Here is a 19,395-nt window from a genome sequence, read left to right on the forward strand (position 1 = left end):
TCCGCCGAGCGGATGCCCTATGACGATCAAATCGCTGAAAGCCGCTATCGTCAATGCCAGCGGCCTTTATTGGCCGCTGTCCGTGACGTCTCGTTGACGCACCGCACCGGACGCGCAAGAAAACGCCAATCGGCTTTGGATCGGGGGAAAGATGGCGAGCGGCCTTGAGAGTGAATTCGTAACGCTGCACGAGATCGTCAAAGCAGCCAAAATCCGCCTCAATCCCAACATCTGGGACTATCTGATCGGCGGGACGGAGACCGAAACGACGCTGCGGCGCAACCGGATGGCGTTGGACTCCATTGCTTTCAAGCCGCGCGTACTGCGCGATGTTTCGACAATCGATCCGTCGTCGGAAATCTTCGGTCGTAAGATCCGGCTGCCGGTGATGCTGGCCCCGGTGGGCTCGCTGGAATCCTTCGAGCCCGGCGGTGGCATCACCGTGGCCAAGGGCGGCGGTGCAGCAAATGTGCCAATGCTGATCAGCTCGGTGACAACGCTCAAGCTCGAGGACATCGTGAAGGGCGGCGCTGCGCCCAAGATCTACCAACTCTACGTCCGTGGTGACGATGCCTGGGTCGCAGACCGAGTGAAGCAGGCGATGGATGCGGGATACGATGCCTTCTGCATCACCGTCGACACGCAGGTCTACAGCCGGCGCGAGCGCGACATCGCCAAGCGCTTTGTGAAGTCGTGGCGCACGTCGGCCACAGGCCAGGATTATCAGGCGTCCTTCTCGTGGAAGAACTTCACGGCGGTGCGGGAGAAGTTTCCCGACGTGAAATTCATGCTGAAGGGCATCGGCACCGGAGAGGATGCCGAGATCGCCTGCCAGCATGGTGTCTGGTCCGTCTATTGCTCGAACCATGGCGGTCGCCAACTCGACCATGGTCGCGGCTCGGCCGAGGTGCTGCCGGAGATCGTCGAGGCCGTGGCCGGCCGCGCCAAGATCGCGGTCGACGGTTCCTTCAGCCGAGGCAGCGATATCGTGAAGGCGATCTGCATGGGCGCCGATTGGGTCGGGCTCGGTCGGCTCTATTGCTATGGCCTCGCGGCTGCAGGCGCGGCCGGCATCGAGCGCGTGATCGAACTTCTCGAGGAAGAGATGAAGGAGGTGATGGGCCTGCTGGGCGTCACCTCCCTGTCACAGCTCGACAAGAGCTACATCAGCCGCGGTATGCCGACCAACATGCCTGGCGTGCACAGTGCCTTCCCGCTGCTGAACCTTCGCGACGAAGGTTACTGATCGAAGTCAGTTGTAAGACGGTCACCAAAAAATTCACAGATGCTGCGGACGTCGCAATGAATCCGTAGCCGAGCGTGACTATGGAGTCCGCCTGCGAGTGACGTAGGCGGCCGGCAATCGAAATCACCCGCTGATCTTTTTCACTGCCCAGTTGCAGCGCGATGACGCGCGCCTTCATCAGCGGAGGTTTCGTCCAGATGTCCACCACGTACCATTCGTTGGCTTCGGGTCCGCTTACGCAAAACTGGTCCAGTCTCGGCCAGATCACCAGCAACGACAGTTGGGCGGGCGTTCCGAGTATCACGGGGTATCTTGGTGACACCGACGCGGCCTCGCCCACGGGCGTTGATCCACGCACGTTGACCGGCGCCGCGCTGGGCGCGATCGACGTCATCGCCAATCAGAGCAATCCCAATACCTTGACCAGCGGCGGCGTCGCCGAGTTCGAGATCACCGATCCAACGGTAGCGTTGAATGGCTCCGGCACGGCCGACGCGCCATCGTTGGTGCTCTACCTCGATGCCAGCGGCCGCCAGGACGTTCGCGTGCAGTTCAACGCCCGCGATGTCGACGGCAGCACGGACGATGCGCAGCAGCAGGTCAATGTGCAGTACCGCATCGGCTCGTCCGGTGCTTGGACCAACGTGCCGGGCGGCTATCTCGCGGATGCGACGACCGTGAATGCTGCGAATCAGGTGACGGCAATCGACGTCACCTTGCCGGCCGCGGCCAACAACCAGCCGCAGGTCGAAGTCCGCATCCTGTCGACCAATGCGCTCGGCAACGACGAATGGGTCGGCATCGACGATATCAACGTCTCGAGCGCCACCTTCACCGGCGGCGCGGACGTGACGGCGCCGACGCTCACCTCGTCCAATCCGGTTGACAACGCCACCGGCATCGCCGCCTCTGCCGATATCGTACTCACCTTCAACGAGGCGGTGAAAGCCGGCACCGGTGACATCACGGTCACCGACGGGGCGGGCGACGTGCGTGTCATCACCCTGGGGGCGATCGATCCCGACGGTACGGTCACGATCAACGGCACGCAGGTCGCGATCGACCTCGCGACGAACCTAGCGAGCAACAAGGCCTACGACGTGGTCGTTGCTGCTGGCGCGATCAAGGACGCTGCCGGCAATAACTTCGCGGGCATCGCCCTCGACGCGCTCGATTTCACGACCGCGGCCGCGGTGCCGCTGACCGCTATTGGCGCCATCCAGGGCGCCGGCCACACCTCGGCTCTGGTCGGCAATACGGTCGCCACGCAAGGTGTCGTGACGGCGATCGACAGCAACGGCTTCTACATTCAGGACGCCACGGGCGACGGCAATGCGGCCACGTCCGACGCCATCTTCGTCTTCACCAGTGGTGCGCCCACCGTGACGCTCGGCCATCTGGTGAAGGTCACGGGCAAGGTGAGCGAGTTCACCGACCCTGCCGCTGCGCCCGGCAGCCTGTCGATCACGCAGCTCACCGCCCCGGTGATCGAGGGTAAGGGCGTGGGTCCTGCGATCGTCGCCACGCAGATCGGCGGCTCGGCCGGCCTCAAGCCGCCAACCTCGAACCTCGATGATGATGGCCTCACGACCTTCGATCCGGTCAACGATGGCATCGACTTCTTCGAAAGCCTCGAAGGCATGCTGGTCACGGTGAAGACGCCGGTCGCGGTCAGCCCGACCAACAGCTTCGGCGAGATCTACACCATCGTCGACAACGACGATAATCCAGCCAACGGGCTGAACACCAACAGCCCGACGGAGCGCGGCGGTGTTGGTATCTCGGGCGGCGCCACGTCGTTCGGCAACACCAACACGGTGGGTGGCGATTTCAACCCCGAGCGCATCCAGATCGACGACGACAGCGGCATCTTCGCCGCCGCGAGTCCGTTGGTCAGCGTCGGCGCCAAGCTGAGCGACGTCACGGGTGTGGTGAGCTACGGCTTCGGCAACTACGAGATTTCGCCGACCCAGGCCTACACTGTGACCGCGCCGAGTGCGCTCACCGCCGAGGTGACGACCTTGGTGGGCAGCGCGCAGCGTCTCACCATCGGCAACTACAACGTCGAGAATCTCGACCCCGGCGACGGCGCCGCCAAGTTCAACGCCTTGGCGCAGCAGATCGTCACCAATCTCAAGGCGCCGGACATTCTTTCGTTGCAGGAGGTGCAGGACAACAACGGCGCCACGAACGACACTGTGATCTCGGCGGCAACCACCCTGCAGATGTTGGTCGATGCGATCAAGACGGCATCGGGCGGTGCTGTCCAGTATGCCTTCCAGGACAATCCGTTCATCGGCGACGACCTGAACGGCGGTGAGCCGGGCGGCAATATCCGCAACGCCTTCCTCTATCGTGTGGATCGCGGCGTCGATCTGATCGAGTCCTCACTGCGCACCATCGACGCCAACGGTGCGCCCACCACGGCCGTCGGCGGCAACGGCGCGGCCGGCCATCCATTCAATGCCTCGCGCCCACCCCTGGTCGCTGACTTCACCTTCAACGGTCAGATCGTCACCGTCATCGACAACCATTTCTCGTCGAAGGGCGGCAGCGGCGCGCTCATGGGCACGCAGCCCCCGATCAACGGCGCCGAACCGGCACGTGCCGCCCAGGCGCAAGCGGTCAACACGTTCGTCGACTCGCTCCTCGCCACCAATTTGGCTGCCAAGGTCGTGGTGGCGGGCGATCTCAACGAGTTCGAATTCGAAGAGCCGATGCAGGTGCTCGCCGGCAAGGCGACCTATCTCGACGGCCCGGATGCCGACTCGGTGCCGGAGTTCACGGCGGGTGGCACGGCCGTGCTCAGCTCTCTGTCCGACATGCTGCCGGTCAACCAGCGCTACGACTACGTGTTCGACGGCAGTTCGCAGTCGCTCGACCAGATGTACGTCACCAACGCCGCGCGTGCTGGCGCGCAATACGACATCGTCCACATCAATGCCGAGTTCGCCAACCAAGCCAGCGACCATGACGCGCTGGTCGGGAGTTTTGATATGTCGACACCGATTTCAACCACACCGACCGGCGCGATCGATATCGCGGTCAAGGGTTCCTTGACCCTGGCCGGCGCGGAAATCTCGGCCTTCGATGCGGCGAGCGGCCGGCTGTTTACGACCTCGAACGCGGGCCTGCAGGTCGTCAACCTGGCCAATCCCGCGGCCCCCAGCCTGATCGCCACGGTGGACTTCAAGACCCTGGGCTTTGCCACCACCGACGTCACGAGCGTGACCGTCAAGGACGGCATCGTCGCCGTCGCCCTGCCTGCCGCCGACAAGACGCAGCCGGGCAAGGTCGTCTTCCTCAAGGCCTCGGACCATACGCTGCTGGGTTCGGTCGCGGTCGGCGCGTTGCCCGACATGGTGACCTTCACGCCCGATGGCAAGAAGGTCCTGGTCGCCAACGAGGGCGAGATCGATGCGTCGGGTGCCGACGCGCCGGGCTCGGTCAGCATCATCGACATCTCGGGCGGTGTTGCTGCTGCCACGGTGCAGACGGCGACCTTCGACAGCTTCAATGGCCAGGAAGCGGCCCTGCGAGCGGCCGGCGTGCGTATTTTCGACGGCAAGTCGGTTTCGATGGATGTCGAACCGGAGTACATCGCGATCTCGCCGGATGGCACTACGGCCATGGTGACCCTGCAGGAAGCCAATGCCGTAGCCATCCTCGATATCGCGACGGCAACGTTCACCAAGATCGTGCCGCTTGGTCTCAAGGACTGGAACGGCCTGCAGCTCGACATCAGCGATCGGGACGGCGCGGGCGGCACGGCCTCGACGAAGCTCGTGTCCGACTCGCATCTCTTCGGCATGTACATGCCTGACGCCATCGCCAGCTATCGGGCGGGCGGCCAGACCTACTATGTCATGGCCAACGAGGGCGACGATCGCGACGACTTCCTGAACCCCGACGAGACCATCCGCGTCAGCTCCAGCTCGTACGATCTCGACAACGCCCTGTTCCCCAACGAAGCCGCGCTGAAGGATCAGGCGGCGCTTGGCCGCCATACCGTCTCCAACTCGCCGGGCCTGCGCGGTGATACGGACGGTGATGGCGACATCGACCAGATCCTGACCTATGGCGGACGTTCCTTCTCGATCGTCGACCAGCAGGGCAATCGCGTGTTCGACAGCGGCGATGCGATCGAGCGCATCATCGTGGAGAAATTCCCGGCGCTGTTCGACGATACGCGCAGCGACAACAAGGGCGCCGAGCCGGAAGGCCTCACGATCGGTTCGGTGGGCGGTACGACCTACGCCTTCGTGGCCCTCGAGCGGTCCAATGTGACGCTTGCCTTCGACATCACCAATCCGGCGAACGTCACCTATGCAGGTGCAGCACGGAACGCCAGCGACGTGAGCCCGGAGGGTCTGCTGTTCATCCCGGCGGCCCAGTCACCCAGCGGCAAGGATCTGCTGGTCTCCAGCAACGAGGTCAGCAACAACATCACCGTGTTCGAGCTCGCGGCCAAGGCGCCGGCGCCGGCTTTCACCCTGCAGCTCCTGCATCTTTCCGACGGTGAGGCGGGCCTCCTGGCCGGTGACACCGCGCCTAACCTGGCGGCTCTGGTCGATGCTTTCGACGGCACCTACACCAACACGCTGATCCTGTCCGGTGGCGACAATTTCCTGCCGGGTCCCTTCATCAATGCCGGCACCGACCCCTCGCTCAATGCGGTGGCCGGCATCGGCGCGACGGCGGCCGGCCGTCCCGACATCGCGATCCTGAACGCCCTCGGCGTCGAGACCTCGACCATCGGCAATCACGAGTTCGACATGGGGTCGACGGCGTTCCGCGACGCTTTCACGCCGTCGGGCGCCTGGGGCGGTGCGTTGTTCCCGTACCTCTCCTCGAACCTCGACTTCTCCGGCGACAGCGCGCTCAACCCGCGCTTTACCAACACCTTGGACGGCGGCACGGGAACCCTGGTCGCGGAAGCCAGCACCCTGAAAGGTCGCATCGCGCCGGCGGCGATCGTGACCGAAGGAGGCCAGAAAATCGGCATCGTCGGCGCCACGACTCAAATCATCGAGTCGATTTCCTCACCCAATGGCACCGAGGTGAAGGGCTTCCCGACCGGGCCCGGCGCCAATGGCGAAGTCGACAACATGGATCTGCTGGCGGCGCAGCTTCAGCCGATCATCAACGAACTGATCGCCGAGGGCGTCAACAAGATCGTCCTGACGTCGCATCTGCAGCAGATCCAGAACGAGCAGCTTCTCGCGACCAAGCTGCAGGGCGTCGACATCATCCTCTCAGCGGGATCGAACACCCGGTTAGGTGACGCCGACGACCAAGCGGCGACCTTCCCCGGCCACGAGCCGACCTTCGCCAACACCTATCCCATCGTTACCCAGGGCACCGACGGTAAGACGACGGTGATCGTCAACACCGACGGCGAATACACCTATCTTGGTCGCCTCGTCGTCGACTTCGACGCCAATGGCGACATCATCCTGGGCAGCCTGGCTGCCAACACCGCGGTCAACGGTGCCTATGCTTCGACGGCGGCTAATGTCGCCAAGGCCTGGGGCGTCACCGAGGCCCAGTTGGCGACGACGGCCTTTGCCGACGGCACCAAGGGCGATCAGGTGCGCGACATCACCCAGGCGGTCGATGCGGTGATCTCGTCCAAGGACGGCAACGTCTTTGGCTTCACCGGTGTCTACCTCGAGGGCGAGCGGGCTTTCATTCGGTCCCAGGAGACCAACCTCGGCAGCCTGTCGGCCGATACCGGCATCTACGCCCTGCAGAAGATCCTGGGCGACGCCGCTGACGGCCAGTTCATCGTTGGCCTGCGCAACGGTGGTGGTGTCCGCGCCCAGATCGGTTCCGTCGATGATGACGGCAACAAGGTGGCGCCGATCGCCAACACTGACGCCAACAAGCCTACCGGTGGCGTGTCGCAGCTCGATGTCGAGAACGCGCTGCGCTTCGACAACAAGCTGATGGCCTTCGACACCACTGCTGCCGGCCTCAAGTCCATCCTGGAGCACGGCGTCGCGGCCGGCGCCAACCAGGGCCGCTTTGGTCAGGTCGGCGGCCTCCGCTTCTCCTACGATCCCGACAATGCCGCGGGCTCCAAGGTGACCAGCGTCTCCTTGGTCGACAAAAACGGCGTCGTGATCGCGAAGCTCGTCGAGAACGGTACTGTGTTGGCCGATGCGCCCGCAACGATCACGGTGTCGACCACGGCCTTCACCGCCAATGGCGGCGACGGCTATCCCATCAAGGCCAACGGCAGCAACTTCCGCTTCCTGTTGACCGACGGCACCTTGGGGCTGCCGGTCGACGAAGCGCTCGACTTCACGGTTGCAGCGAACGTGCCGGCCAACGCGATGGGTGAGCAGGCCGGCTTCCAGGCCTATATGGCGGCCAAACACGGTTCGGCTGCGACGGCCTTCGATATGGCTGACACGAGCGAGGCGCTGGATATCCGCATCGAGAACCTCAATGTCCGGTCCGACGGCGTCTTCGGAGCGTCGGGCACGGCCACGGACGGCAACGATACGGTTGCGGGAACCCTGGCCGCTGACACGCTGAGCGGTGGTGCCGGCAACGACCGGATCAGCGGCGGTGCCGGTGCCGATTTGATCGACCTCGGGCTCGGGGCCGACATTCTTCGCGACAAGCTCGCCGACCTGCACGGCGACAAGATCGCGGGCTACGGTCTTGCCGATACACTCGACATCGACGGTTCCCTCGTGGGCCGCTCAAGCCTCGGCGTTACGAAGACGGCAGGTGGGGCGACCCTCAATGCCGGCAGCTCGACGTTCGAGATGAGTGGTGACTTCACCGGTGGCGACTTTATGGCGGTGGCCCGCGGCACCGGCGTCGATGCCCACACGGTGGTGACCTTCGAAAACTTCCTGCCGACCTTGCGGGAAGGCGCCCGGGTCAATCCGGCCGCGATCAACGGTGTCGCCAACGAGTCGTTCCTCGTCGGCGACGGCGCGGTCCGCTTCTCGGTGGAGATGAAGTCCGCGGTTTCGGCGCACAGCAATACGCTCGGCACCTACAAGGTGGCGGCGGACGGCACGATCTCCGATGTCCGTATCGTGTTCTCCAACACGTTGGCGACATCGGCCGGCACGACGGTCGACCTGGGTACGGCGGCAAGCAACCAGAAGGTCGGCTTCTTCCTGATCCAGGATGGGTTCGACGTCTATGGCAGCTTGCCGAACAACCTGTCGTTCGTGGTCCCAGGCACCAGCACGGCGGCGGATATCGACACTGGCCTGCCGCCGGCACTGCTGAGCGCGACGCGCGGCGAGTTGACCAGCGCACCGATCTTCCATTCCTTCTCGACGCTGAACCCGGGCGATGCCAACCAGGTCCTGTCGGGCACCTCGGCGGGTGGCCGCGAACTGCTGATGGGTTTCGAGGATCTGCCCAGCGCCACCGGCGACAACGACTTCCAGGACGTCGTGTTCAGCATCAAGGTGAACAACGACGGCTTGTTCGTCATCTAGTCCGACGGCACCGAGAAATCAGGGAGAGGCTCAGCCTCTCCCGATGAACGGCATCTTGGTCGCCATCACGGTCATGAACTGCACGTTGGCGTCGAGCGGCAGGCTGTCCATATAGACGATGGCCTGGGCAACCGCGTCGACGTCCATACGCGGCTCTGCGATGGTCGTGCCGTTGGGCTGCAGCACGCCCTTGGTCATGCGCTCGGTCATCGGCGTCACGGCATTGCCGATATCGATCTGGCCGCAGGCGATGTCGTAGGCGCGGCCGTCGAGCGAGGTCGACTTGGTGAGGCCGGTGATGGCGTGTTTGGTCGAGGTATAGGCCACCGAGAACGGCCGCGGCGCATGGGCGGAAATCGAGCCGTTGTTGATGATGCGGCCGCCCCGTGGCGTCTGGTCCTTCATGATCTTCATCGCTTCCTGCGTGCACAGGAACGGGCCCGTCAGGTTGGCGGCGACGACGCTCAGCCAGGTTTCGTAGGGCAGCTCCTCGAGCGGAACGGGCGGCGCGCCGCCACCGGCATTGTTGAACACCAGGTCGAGGCGGCCCCAGGTCTCCTTGACCTTGGCGAACAGCGCCACGATGTCGTCGCGCTTGGCAACGTCGGTCGGGACCGCGAGTGCATTGGATGTGTTGTTGCCGGCCATCTTCGCCGTCTCGTCCAGCGCATCCTTGCGCCGGCCGGCAAGCGCCACCTTGTAGCCGTTCTTCAACAGGGCGAGCGCCGAGGCGCGGCCAATGCCGCTGCCTGCGCCGGTGACGACTGCAATCTTTCCGCTCATGGATTCGTTCCTCCTCGAAGGAGCGGACCGTAGCAGACCTGCGCACTACGGTTGAAGCGCAGCTTTGGCCGTCGCAGAGTTGCACCATGCATCGCCGTTCCTTCGTCGCTGGAATGGGGGCCGCCGGGATCGGCGGTCTCTGGCTGCCAGCCGCCGCGCGTGCCGAGCTGCCATTGGCGGACGATCCCTTCGCATTGGGCGTCGCCTCCGGTCGCCCGATGCCGGGCTCCGTCGTCTTGTGGACGCGGCTGATCGCGGCGGGCGAGCCCGGCGAGCAGCTCAGCGCGCCGATCCCCGTCGATTGGGCGATCGCCGAAGACGAGGCGATGCAGCGCATCGTCGGGCGTGGTCAGGCCATCGCCGAAGCGCGCTGGGCTCACTCGGTTCATGTCGAGGCAGGCGATCTGAAGCCGAGCCGTCCCTACTGGTATCGCTTCACCGTGCGCGGCAAGGCCAGTCCTGTTGCCCGTACGCGCACTGCGCCGGATGCCAGCGAGCGCCTGGCAGCACTCCGTTTCGTTTTTGCCTCCTGCCAGCAATACGAGCAGGGTTACTACACGGCGTTCCGCCATATGGCCGCGGAGGACGCCGCGTTCGTCCTCCATCTCGGCGACTACATCTACGAGAAATCCTGGGGCCGCGAGCTGGTACGCCATCACGAGGGCGGGCGTACGACGACGCTCGACGAATATCGCAACCGCTACGCCCAGTACAAATCCGACCGCGACCTGCAGGCCGCGCATGCGGCCTTTCCGTGGATCGTCACCTGGGACGATCACGAGGTCGACGACGACTACACCGACGATATCTCTCCTCAGGAACCCAGCCGCGAGCGTTTCCTGGCGCAGCGTGCGGCGGCCTATCAGGCGTTCTGGGAGCATATGCCGTTGCCGCTGTCGTTCCGGCCGCAGGGACCGTCGCTGCGTCTCTACGATCGCTACCGCTTCGGCGATCTCGCGGAGCTCTATGTGCTCGACGAGCGGCAGTATCGCTCGCACCATGCCTGTCGCGCTGCGCTGCCGCGCAACAAGGTGATGCGCGAGTGTGCCGAACGCCTCGAGCCGGCGCGCACCATGCTGGGGGCAGCGCAGGAGACGTGGCTCGCCGACGGCCTGGCCCGAGGCTCGACAAGATGGAACGTGATTGCGCAGCAGACCCTGATGGCCCAGGTCGATCGCGGTGAGGGAGAGCATCGCGCCTTCTGGCATGATGGCTGGGACGGTTATGCGCCGGCCCGGCAACGCCTGCTCGATGCCGTGGCGGCATCGTCGGTGCGCGACACGCTGGTGGCGAGCGGCGACGTTCATTCCTTCTGGGCCGCCGATCTCAAGCGCAACTTCGATGCCGCGGACGCGCCGACAATCGCGACGAAGTTCGTCGGCGGCTCGATCACGTCCCAGGGGCCGTCACCGGCGCGCGTGAAGGCGCTGCTGGCCAGGAATCCCGACCTTCGCTACGGCCTCGGTGGACGTCACGGCTACACCCAGGTGGCGCTGGCGCCCAAGGCGGCCACAGTCTCGTTCCGTGTGGTCGATACGGTGAAGGAGCCGACGTCCGGCATCGCCACGATCCAGAGCTTCACCGTCGAAGCCGGCCGCCCGGGTGTGAGTGCGCCTTAGCCAGAGGTCGAGAGCGCCAACCTTGTTGCGGGGCTCCACACTTGCGCGTCAGGGGGCTGGCGCGGCAGGGTGCCTGTCACTTCGCTTGAGGAGGGGACGTGGCCAAGGACAAGCCTGATGTTGCGCGCCTGGTCGATGAGGCCGCCAAGGCGATCGGCTTGCCGATTGCGCCCGAGTATCGAGCGAACGTGATCCTGAACGTCGAGCGTTCGATTACGATCGCTCAGCCGTTGCTCGACGTGGAACTCGACGACGAGCTGACGCCCGCGCCGGTGTATCGGCCATGAGCGATCTGCTGTCGAAAGCGGCAACCGCGGGCGAGATCGCGCGTGCGGTCGCGACCCGCAAGGTAAAGGCCTCCGCCGTCATCGCGGCCGCGTTGGAACGCATCGAGGCGGCCGAGCCGACGGTCAATGCCTTCACCGACATCGTGGCCGAGCGGGCGAAGAAGCGTGCGGCCGAGATCGACGCCAGCAAACATCATGGGCCACTCGCCGGCGTGCCCTTCGCAGTGAAGAACCTGTTCGACATCGAAGGCCTGCCGACCCGTGCCGGCTCCAAGATCAATGTCGATGGCCCGAAGGCCGTCCGCGACGGCGCGCTGATCCGCAAGCTCGAAGCGGCTGGAGCGATCCTGGTGGGCGGCCTCAACATGGGCGAATACGCCTACGACTTCACCGGCGAGAACGCCCACTACGGACCCTCGCGCAATCCGCGGGACCCCTCGCGCATGACCGGCGGCTCGTCGGGCGGGTCGGGCGCTGCCGTGGCGGCCGGCGAGGTGCCGTTGTCGCTGGGCTCCGACACCAATGGCTCGATCCGCGTGCCGTCTTCGTTGTGCGGACTGTTCGGCCTGAAGCCGACCTATGGGCGGCTGAGCCGCGCCGGGTCGTTTCCCTTCGTCGATTCCTTGGATCACCTGGGGCCGATCGCACGCTCGACCGAGGATCTGGCGCTGTCATTCGACGCCATGCAGGGGCCCGATCCCGACGACCCGGTCTGTACCCATATGCCCGCCGATCCGACGCTGCCGCATCTCGGCGAGGGCCTGGAAGGGCTGCGCATCGCCATTGCCGGCGACTACTTTGCGAAGGGCGGCGAGCCTGAGGCCTTCGAGGCCGTGGCGACAGTGGCTAAGGCGTTGGATGCCGATAAGACCGTCGTGCTGCCGCAAGCGGCGGCGGCGCGGGCGGCAGCCTATGTGATCACCGCCATGGAAGGCGCGCAGCTCCACCTGCCGCGATTGAAAGCGCGTCCGCAGGATTTCGATCCCGATACGCGCGAGCGCTTCATGGCGGGCGCCCTGCTGCCGGGCTCGTGGTACGTAAAGGCGCAGCGCTTCCGCCGGCATTACCGCGCCAATGTGCTGAAGCTCTTCAGCGAGGTCGACATCGTGCTGGCGCCGGCGACGCCCTGCACCGCGCCCAAGCTCGGTCAGATCATGATGACGCTGGGCGGCGTCGAGCTGCCGGTGCGGGCCAGTCTCGGCCTGTTCACACAGCCGATCTCCTTCATCGGCTTGCCCGTCGTGATGGTGCCCCTGCAGCGCCGCCGCGGCCTGCCGATCGGCGTCCAGCTCATCGCCCGACCCTATAACGAGAAGGCTGCCCTGCGCGTCGCGGCCTTCCTGGAAAAGCAAGGTGTCGCCAGCGCGCCGCCCGCCTGAGGAGGCACTTCTGCGACGTCGGTTTGCAGGCGAGCCACACTTGGATGCGCACGCCTGACGGCTGGCGTATCGTGGCAATGCACGTCTCGCTTCTCGGTGAGACGACGCCCGATGAAGAGCTGGGGATGCCTTGAAACTTCTTCTCACTCATGTGCCTCAGGCGCGGCGGCAGTATTATGGTCCACGGGCGCTCAAGCGGCTGCAGGAGCTGGTCGACGTCGTGTTGCACGAAGGCGATGCGCCGCTCGATTCCGCTGGCGTGATCGCCATGGCGCGCGGTACGGCCTTCATCATTGCCGATCGCTCCACACCGGTGCCTGCCGAGGTCTTTGCCGGCCTGCCGGGACTCAAGGTCGTGATGCGCAGCGCCATCGACATCCGCAACATCGACGTAGCGGCAGCATCAGCGGCCGGCGTGCTGGTCACCCATGCCGAAGCAGGCTTCGTGAAGTCAGTGGTCGAGCTGACCCTGGGGTTCCTGGTCGATCTTTCACGCGGCATCTCGCGTGCTGCGGCGGACTATCACGCGGACCGGATGCCCGAGATCAAGGTCGGCCGGCAGTTGAGCGGTGCCACCGCAGGCATCATCGGCTATGGCCGCATCGCACGCGATCTCGCGCCGTTGTTGGCCCAGATGGGCATGACGGTGCTGATCGCCGATCCCTATGCCCAGGTCGACGACCGACGTTTCCAGAAGCTGCCTCAGGATGAGCTGTTGGCGGGTGCCGATTACGTGATCTGCCTCGCCATCGCCAATGAGGAGACCGAGAACCTCCTGGGCGCGGCGGCGTTCGCACGCATGAAGCCGGACGCCTTCTTCATCAACATGTCGCGCGGCAACCTGGTGGACGAGGCGGCGCTCGCGCGGGTGTTGGAAGAGGGCCGGATCGCCGGCGCCGCCATGGATGTCGGTCGCGCACCGGACCAGATGCCCTCGCCGGAGCTGGCGCGTCTGCCCAATGTCATCGCCACGCCGCATATCGGTGGCCTGACGCCACCCGCCAGCGAAAGCCAGGCGATGGATACCGTCCGGCAGGTCGAGGCGCTGGTGAAGGGCGAGGTGCCGCCGGGCGCGGTCAATCTCGCGAACTGGTCACGGCGGGGTTGAAAAGCCCTGCCAGAGGGCCATGTGCGCTACATGCGCACGCCCAAGGACCTGATCGCCGTTCATGTGCCTGCCGAGGATCTGGGTGACTATAACCTCACCCAGTGCGGCTGGTATGCCATGGACGATGGCGACCACGTCATCCTCGGGCCCTTCGAAAGCCTCGCCCAGTGCGACCGCGCGATCCGCGATCGGCTTCAGGCCACGAAGGACGTCTAGCCGCCCCTTAGTTCGCTGGTCTTAGTTCCCCGGCCCGCGTTCCATCGAGAAGGGCTGCCAGCGCAGCAGGCTGGACTTCTCCAGCACCATGGGATTGACGCAGGCGCGCGGCCACTTGCCGCCGAGCACCAGCGACAGCTCCGCGCCAACGCGGCGCTTGCGGGCGAGGTCGAAGCGGTTCGAGGCCGAGGCGACGTGCGCCGTCAGGATCACATTGTCCATCCCGAGCAGCGGATTGTTGTGGCCGACCGGCTCGGTCTCCAGCACGTCGAGGCCGGCGCCGGCGATCCAGCCTTCCTGCAGCGCCTTGATCATGGCGGCCTCGTCGACGGTCGAGCCACGGCCGGTGTTCACGAACAGCGACGTCTTCTTCATCAGGCGGAAGTTGCGCTCCTTCATCATGTGGTGCGCGTCCTTGGTGCCGGGCGCGTGCATGCTGACGATGTCGGAGCGCTGCAGCAGCTCGTCATAGCCGACCGGCTGCACGCCGTACTCGGACATGACCAGCTCCTCGATATAGGGATCGTAGGCCAGCATCTGGAAGCCGAAGGGCGCCGCGCGCTTGGCGACGGCGCGGGCGACATGGCCGAAGGAGATGAAGCCTAAGGTCATGCCCATGAGGCGCGGGAACTCGTAGAGCATCGGCCGCGCCTTGGCCCAATCACCCTTGCGCACCATCTGGTCCTGCACGACCAGCCGCCGCCAGCTCGCCAGGATCAGGGTCATGGCGTGGTCGGCCACTTCCTCGATGAAGGTGTCGGGCACGTTGGTGACCGGAATGCCGAGCTTGGTCGCGACATCGACATCGACCGAATCGACGCCGACGCTGCCCAGCGACACAACTTTCAGCTTCTTGCCAGCCTCGATCACCTTGGCGGTGATGCGTGGGCGGCCCTTGCCGTAGATCGCGTCGGCGTCGACCACTGCCTTGGCAAGATCGTCCTCGCTGCCCGAAACCTCGACGATTTCCGCGCCGATCCCCGCCAGAGTCTCCATTTCCAGGGAATGGTCCGAACTTCCTGGGCCGGTCGTCACGATCTTGAAACGCGCCACGTGTTGTCTCCTCGGTCGATTTGACGGCACTCTAGCGCAATCACGCGCCCTTCCAACCTCGGTGATCTTGAAATGCCTGCGCCCAAGAACGTTTTGCTCATCGTCGTCGACCAGTGGCGTGGTCTGATGCTGCCCAAGCTGGGCGCAGACTATCTGAAGCTGCCCAACATCGACCGGCTGTGCGCCGAGGGCGTGACGTTCCGCAATCATTTCACCCAGGCAGTCCCCTGTGGACCGGCACGCGCGAGCCTCCTGACCGGTCAGTACGTGATGAATCATCGCGCGGTGCAGAACACCATTCCGCTATCGCTGCGCTTCACTAACCTCGCCCACGAACTGCGGCGTGGCGGCTACGACCCGGCACTGGTGGGCTACACCACCACCACGCCCGATCCGCGCCACACCGCACCCAGCGATCCGCGCTTCTTCGTGCTGGGCGACATCATGGACGGCTTCCATTCTGTCGGTGCTTTCGAGAATCGCGACGCTTACTTTGGCTGGGTGGCAGGGCAGGGCTTCGAGCTGCCGAAGAACCGCGACGATGTCTGGCTGCCGCAAGGCGCGCCGGGCGCCGGTGCCACTGATCGGCCGGCAGTGATCCCCAAGGAACTGTCGGACACGGCCTGGTTCACCGAGCGTGGCCTCACCTATCTGCGCGGTCGCGCCGGCAAGCCGTGGTTCCTGCATCTCGGATACTACCGGCCGCACCCACCGTTCATCGCGCCGGCACCCTACAATGCGATGTACCGGCCGGAAGACATGCCGAAAGTGGTGCGCGCGGCGTCGCCTGCCGAAGAAGCGAAGCAGAACGCGCTGCTCGCCTACTATGTGAACAACATCAACCAGGCGAGCTTCTTCCAGGACGGCAAGGCGAAAGGCTCGGCGATGAGCGAGGCCGAAGTTGCGCAGATGCGCGCGACTTACTGCGGGCTCATGACCGAGATCGACGATCACCTCGGGCGCGTCTTCGACTACTTGAAAGAAACCGGTCAATGGGACGACACGCTGATCATCTTCACCTGCGACCACGGCGAACAGCTCGGTGATCATCACCTCCTGGGCAAGATCGGCTACTTCGACGAGTCCTACCGTATCCCCATGATCGTGCGCGATCCGCGGGCCGAAGCGAACGGCGCGCGCGGCAGCATCGTCGAGCGCTTCACCGAGACCATCGACACCATGCCGACCATCCTCGAATGGCTGGACCTGCCGGTGCCGCGCCAGTGCGACGGCCACTCGCTGTTGCCTTTCTGCGAAGGCGTGACGCCGGCCGATTGGCGCACCGAGGTGCACTACGAGTTCGACTTCCGCGACCTGCATTACTCCAAGCCGGAAACGGCGCTCGGCCTGTCGATGGACAAGTGTGCACTGGCGGTCGTGCAGGACGAGGCCTTCAAGTATGTGCATTTCGCGGCTTTGCCGCCGCTCCTGTTCGACCTGAAGAAGGATCCCGGCCAGTTCGTGAACTGCGCCACCGATCCTGCCTATGCCGCCATTGTCGCCGAGTATGCGCGCAAGATGCTCGACTGGCGGCTGGGTTACGCCGAACGCACGCTGACCGGCTATCGCGCCACGCCCAAAGGGCTGGAGGTCCGCGCGGCCTAGGCGGCCTGCAGAGCGGGCTGTAAGCTGGGCGGATGAAAGAGGAAACGTATCGCAGGCCCGCGCCGGGCCAAGATCATCCGCCCAACGATTCCCCTGGCTACAAGTCGACCGCGCGGCGCGCCCCGAGCCGTCCCGCGGTCGTGCTGCCGCACAGCCTGTCGGAGATCACCGGTCCGTCGCAGCGTGCGGCGCGGTTGGATTCGGGGGAGAACGACCTGACGCGCCAGCGCATGGGCGAACCGCTCGGTGAGCGCATCATCGTGCAGGGCCGCGTCCTCGATCAGGATGGCAAGCCGGTGCCCGAGGCGCTGGTCGAGATCTGGCAGTGCAATGCTGCCGGTCGCTATCACCATCCCGGCGACCAGCACGATGCGCCGCTCGATCCGAATTTCTACGGCGGTGGTCGCGTCCGCGCCGATGCCGACGGCGCGTACAAATTCGTGACCATCAAACCCGGCGCCTACCCCTGGAAGAATCACCACAATGCCTGGCGTCCGGCGCATATCCACTTCTCGCTGTTCGGGCCGGCCTTCGCCACGCGCCTGATCACGCAGATGTATTTCCCCAGCGATCCGCTGCTGTCTTTCGATCCGATCTACAATTCGGTGCCTGAGGGCGCACGGGCGCGCCTGCAGGCGGCCTTCGACATGGAGGCGACGCAGCCGGAATGGGCGCTGGCCTATCGCTTCGACATCGTGCTGCGCGGGCGCAATGCCACGCCGATGGAGAATGTATGAGCCGCGCGCTGACACCGTCGCAGACGATCGGTCCTTTCTATTTCGGCACGATCATCAATGCCTATCGTCAGGACCTCGCGTCTCAGGGCGTTGCCGGCGAGCGGCTGCAGATCGAACTCAGCCTCCATGACGCCGATGGCGCGATCGTGCCCGACGGCCTGTTCGAGATCTGGCAGGCCAACAGCCACGGCCGCTACGACCATCCCGATGACCGCCGCAACCTGCCGCTCGATCCGGGCTTCGACGGTTTCGGCCGCGCCTCGACCGACACCACGGGCCGCGCGACGTTCAGCACCATCAAGCCCGGTCGGGTGCCGTGGCCAGCGGGTGGCCTGCAGGCGCCGCACATCAATGTCTCGGTGTTCGCGCGCGGTGTGCTCAACCGGCTGGCGACGCGGCTCTACTTCGAGGGCGATCCCGAGCTTGCCGAGGATCCCGTGCTGAAGTTGGTCGAATCTACGCGTCGCGCCACGTTGATTGCCAAACGCGACGCCTCGGGAATCTGGCGATTGCCCATCCATCTGGGCGGAGCGCACGAAACCGTCTTCTTCGACTGCTGAGCGCATGGCCGGGCATCTCGTCACGGCGCTGGGCGCTTCGGCGGCAACGGCGGAAGCCTTCTCCGACCTCGCAACCTTGCGTCACATGCTGCGCTTCGAGGCGGCACTCGCAGACGCTGCGGCGAAGGCGGGGCTCATTCCCAAACGCGCCGCCGTCGTTATCGCCAAGGCCTGCGATCCGTCACTCTACGATCCGGTTTCGCTGGCGGCAGCCGCACGCCGCAGCGCCACACTCACGGTGCCGTTGGTCAAGGCGCTGACGGAGGAGGTCGCCAAGCGCGACGCCGCCGCAGCGGGCTATGTCCATTGGGGCGCCACCAGCCAGGACGTCATCGACACGGCGATGGTGCTGCAGCTCGGCGAGGCGCTGCCACCGCTGCTCAAGGCAGCCGACGGCATCGTTGGATCGTTTGCGAAGCTCGCAAAAGAGCATCGCGCGACGCCGATGCTCGGCCGCACGCTGTTGCAGCCCGCGACGCCACTGGCGTTGGGCCAGAAGATCGCCGGCTGGGCCTCTGATATCGATCGTGCCAAGCGTCGTCTTGCATTGAGCTTCGCCGAAACCCAGGTCCTGCAGTTCGGCGGCGCCTCGGGCAGCCTCACGGCCCTGGGTCGCGACGCCGAGCCCGTCATGAAGGCGCTGGCCAAGGCGCTGAAGCTTGCACTGCCGCCGGGTCCCTGGTTCACGCAACGTGTGCGCGTCGCGGCCCTGGCACAGGATTGCGCGCTCCTGGTCGGCACACTGGCCAAGGCGTCACGCGACATCTCGTTGATGATGCAGATCGAGGTGGGTGAGGCGGCGGAGCCTGCGGGGCCGGGCCGTGGTGGCTCTTCGACCATGCCGCACAAGCGCAATCCCGTGGGCGCGGCGCTCGTTTTGTCGGCTGCCACACGAGCACCGATGCTGGCGGCGGCAATCGTTGCGGGGCTCCCTCAGGAGCATGAACGCGCGTTGGGTGGCTGGCAGGCTGAATGGCCCACCATCGCTACCCTCGTCGAGACTCTGGGTTCGGCGGTCGAGGCGATGGCCGAGGTTGCCGAAGGCCTCACAATCGATCCTGATGCCCTGCAGGCCAACATGGATGCCGCCGAAGCCGCCGTGCTAGCCGAACGCGCAACCTTTCTGCTCGCCCGGAAGATCGGCAAGCAGAAGGCCGGTGCGCTGGTCGAGAAGGCTTTGGCTCAAGGCGGTTCGTTCGTCGAGGCGCTTGGCCAGCTCGACAAGGAGCTGGCCGATGAAGCTGCTCTGTTGGGGTACTCCCCGAAGTTCGTCGATCGCCAGCTGGCGGATCTGAAGCGGAAGCGTTAGTTTATTGGCGGCCGACAAGGC

General features: G+C 65.2%; 14 protein-coding genes. 12 read left to right on the forward strand and 2 right to left on the reverse strand.

Annotated elements, in window-relative coordinates:
- Window positions 1-151: 151 nt before the first annotated feature.
- On the forward strand, window positions 152-1,246 hold the full coding sequence (locus EPO50_RS08185; protein WP_296342795.1) for an alpha-hydroxy acid oxidase: 1,095 nt from the start codon (window positions 152-154) through the stop codon (window positions 1,244-1,246).
- A gap of 197 nt (window positions 1,247-1,443) precedes the next feature.
- Complete coding sequence (locus EPO50_RS08190; RefSeq protein ID WP_296342797.1) at window positions 1,444-8,718, forward strand: choice-of-anchor I family protein; 7,275 nt, start codon at window positions 1,444-1,446, stop codon at window positions 8,716-8,718.
- A 30-nt stretch (window positions 8,719-8,748) separates the two neighbouring features.
- On the opposite strand, the gene EPO50_RS08195 is transcribed toward EPO50_RS08190, so the two are convergent.
- Entirely contained in the window at window positions 8,749-9,501 is a 753-nt protein-coding gene (locus EPO50_RS08195; RefSeq protein WP_296342799.1) for an SDR family oxidoreductase, read from the reverse strand.
- 86 nt (window positions 9,502-9,587) lie between these two features.
- Here EPO50_RS08195 and EPO50_RS08200 point away from each other — a divergent pair, with 86 nt between their 5' ends.
- From EPO50_RS08200 to EPO50_RS08225, 6 genes are all read left to right on the forward strand, one after another.
- Window positions 9,588-11,120, forward strand: a complete 1,533-nt coding sequence (locus EPO50_RS08200) for an alkaline phosphatase D family protein (RefSeq protein WP_296342800.1) — start codon at window positions 9,588-9,590, stop codon at window positions 11,118-11,120.
- A gap of 98 nt (window positions 11,121-11,218) precedes the next feature.
- Window positions 11,219-11,407, forward strand: a complete 189-nt coding sequence (locus EPO50_RS08205) for a DUF4089 domain-containing protein (protein WP_296342802.1) — start codon at window positions 11,219-11,221, stop codon at window positions 11,405-11,407.
- The gene (locus EPO50_RS08210) at window positions 11,404-12,786 is read left to right on the forward strand and encodes an AtzE family amidohydrolase (RefSeq protein ID WP_296342804.1); all 1,383 of its coding nucleotides are present in this window, start codon (window positions 11,404-11,406) and stop codon (window positions 12,784-12,786) included. Before EPO50_RS08205 ends, EPO50_RS08210 begins: the two co-directional genes overlap by 4 nt.
- A gap of 23 nt (window positions 12,787-12,809) precedes the next feature.
- Window positions 12,810-12,920, forward strand: coding sequence for an AtzH-like domain-containing protein (locus EPO50_RS08215; RefSeq protein WP_296342805.1), 111 nt, complete (start codon window positions 12,810-12,812; stop codon window positions 12,918-12,920).
- Window positions 12,917-13,894 (forward strand): NAD(P)-dependent oxidoreductase, encoded by a 978-nt coding sequence (locus EPO50_RS08220; protein ID WP_296342807.1) that lies wholly within the window; start codon window positions 12,917-12,919, stop codon window positions 13,892-13,894. Before EPO50_RS08215 ends, EPO50_RS08220 begins: the two co-directional genes overlap by 4 nt.
- A gap of 30 nt (window positions 13,895-13,924) precedes the next feature.
- Window positions 13,925-14,110, forward strand: coding sequence for a hypothetical protein (locus tag EPO50_RS08225; RefSeq protein ID WP_296342808.1), 186 nt, complete (start codon window positions 13,925-13,927; stop codon window positions 14,108-14,110).
- 21 nt (window positions 14,111-14,131) lie between these two features.
- Here EPO50_RS08225 and EPO50_RS08230 read toward each other — a convergent pair whose 3' ends face one another.
- On the reverse strand, window positions 14,132-15,163 hold the full coding sequence (locus tag EPO50_RS08230; RefSeq protein WP_296342810.1) for a C-terminal binding protein: 1,032 nt from the start codon (window positions 15,161-15,163) through the stop codon (window positions 14,132-14,134).
- Between the two features lie 72 nt (window positions 15,164-15,235).
- Between EPO50_RS08230 and pehA the strand changes: the two genes are divergently transcribed.
- Genes pehA through pcaB form a run of 4 tightly spaced genes read left to right on the forward strand, consistent with a single transcriptional unit; the run spans window position 15,236 to window position 19,374 of the window.
- Complete coding sequence (gene pehA, locus EPO50_RS08235; protein WP_296342812.1) at window positions 15,236-16,768, forward strand: phosphoric/sulfuric ester hydrolase PehA; 1,533 nt, start codon at window positions 15,236-15,238, stop codon at window positions 16,766-16,768.
- A gap of 32 nt (window positions 16,769-16,800) precedes the next feature.
- The gene (gene pcaH, locus EPO50_RS08240) at window positions 16,801-17,505 is read left to right on the forward strand and encodes a protocatechuate 3,4-dioxygenase subunit beta (protein WP_296342813.1); all 705 of its coding nucleotides are present in this window, start codon (window positions 16,801-16,803) and stop codon (window positions 17,503-17,505) included.
- Complete coding sequence (gene pcaG / locus EPO50_RS08245) at window positions 17,502-18,065, forward strand: protocatechuate 3,4-dioxygenase subunit alpha (protein ID WP_296342815.1); 564 nt, start codon at window positions 17,502-17,504, stop codon at window positions 18,063-18,065. Before pcaH ends, pcaG begins: the two co-directional genes overlap by 4 nt.
- Before the next feature lie 4 nt (window positions 18,066-18,069).
- Window positions 18,070-19,374 carry a 3-carboxy-cis,cis-muconate cycloisomerase gene (gene pcaB / locus EPO50_RS08250; RefSeq protein WP_296342817.1) on the forward strand — a complete coding sequence of 435 codons (1,305 nt, stop codon included), beginning with the start codon at window positions 18,070-18,072 and terminating at the stop codon, window positions 19,372-19,374.
- Window positions 19,375-19,395: the final 21 nt, after the last annotated feature.

Source organism: Reyranella sp. (genome assembly GCF_004297405.1).
Classification (GTDB): Bacteria; Pseudomonadota; Alphaproteobacteria; order Reyranellales; family Reyranellaceae; genus Reyranella.

What these genes read in the sequence shown, in the direction of transcription:
- EPO50_RS08185 (WP_296342795.1), top strand. Translation starts at nt 152, where the DNA reads ATGGCGAGCGGCCTTGAGAGTGAATTCGTAACGCTGCACGAGATCGTC.
- EPO50_RS08190 (WP_296342797.1), top strand. Translation starts at nt 1,444, where the DNA reads ATGTCCACCACGTACCATTCGTTGGCTTCGGGTCCGCTTACGCAAAAC.
- EPO50_RS08195 (WP_296342799.1), bottom strand. Translation starts at nt 9,501, where the DNA reads ATGAGCGGAAAGATTGCAGTCGTCACCGGCGCAGGCAGCGGCATTGGC.
- EPO50_RS08200 (WP_296342800.1), top strand. Translation starts at nt 9,588, where the DNA reads ATGCATCGCCGTTCCTTCGTCGCTGGAATGGGGGCCGCCGGGATCGGC.
- EPO50_RS08210 (WP_296342804.1), top strand. Translation starts at nt 11,404, where the DNA reads ATGAGCGATCTGCTGTCGAAAGCGGCAACCGCGGGCGAGATCGCGCGT.
- EPO50_RS08225 (WP_296342808.1), top strand. Translation starts at nt 13,925, where the DNA reads ATGCGCACGCCCAAGGACCTGATCGCCGTTCATGTGCCTGCCGAGGAT.
- pehA (WP_296342812.1), top strand. Translation starts at nt 15,236, where the DNA reads ATGCCTGCGCCCAAGAACGTTTTGCTCATCGTCGTCGACCAGTGGCGT.
- pcaH (WP_296342813.1), top strand. Translation starts at nt 16,801, where the DNA reads ATGAAAGAGGAAACGTATCGCAGGCCCGCGCCGGGCCAAGATCATCCG.
- pcaG (WP_296342815.1), top strand. Translation starts at nt 17,502, where the DNA reads ATGAGCCGCGCGCTGACACCGTCGCAGACGATCGGTCCTTTCTATTTC.
- pcaB (WP_296342817.1), top strand. Translation starts at nt 18,070, where the DNA reads ATGGCCGGGCATCTCGTCACGGCGCTGGGCGCTTCGGCGGCAACGGCG.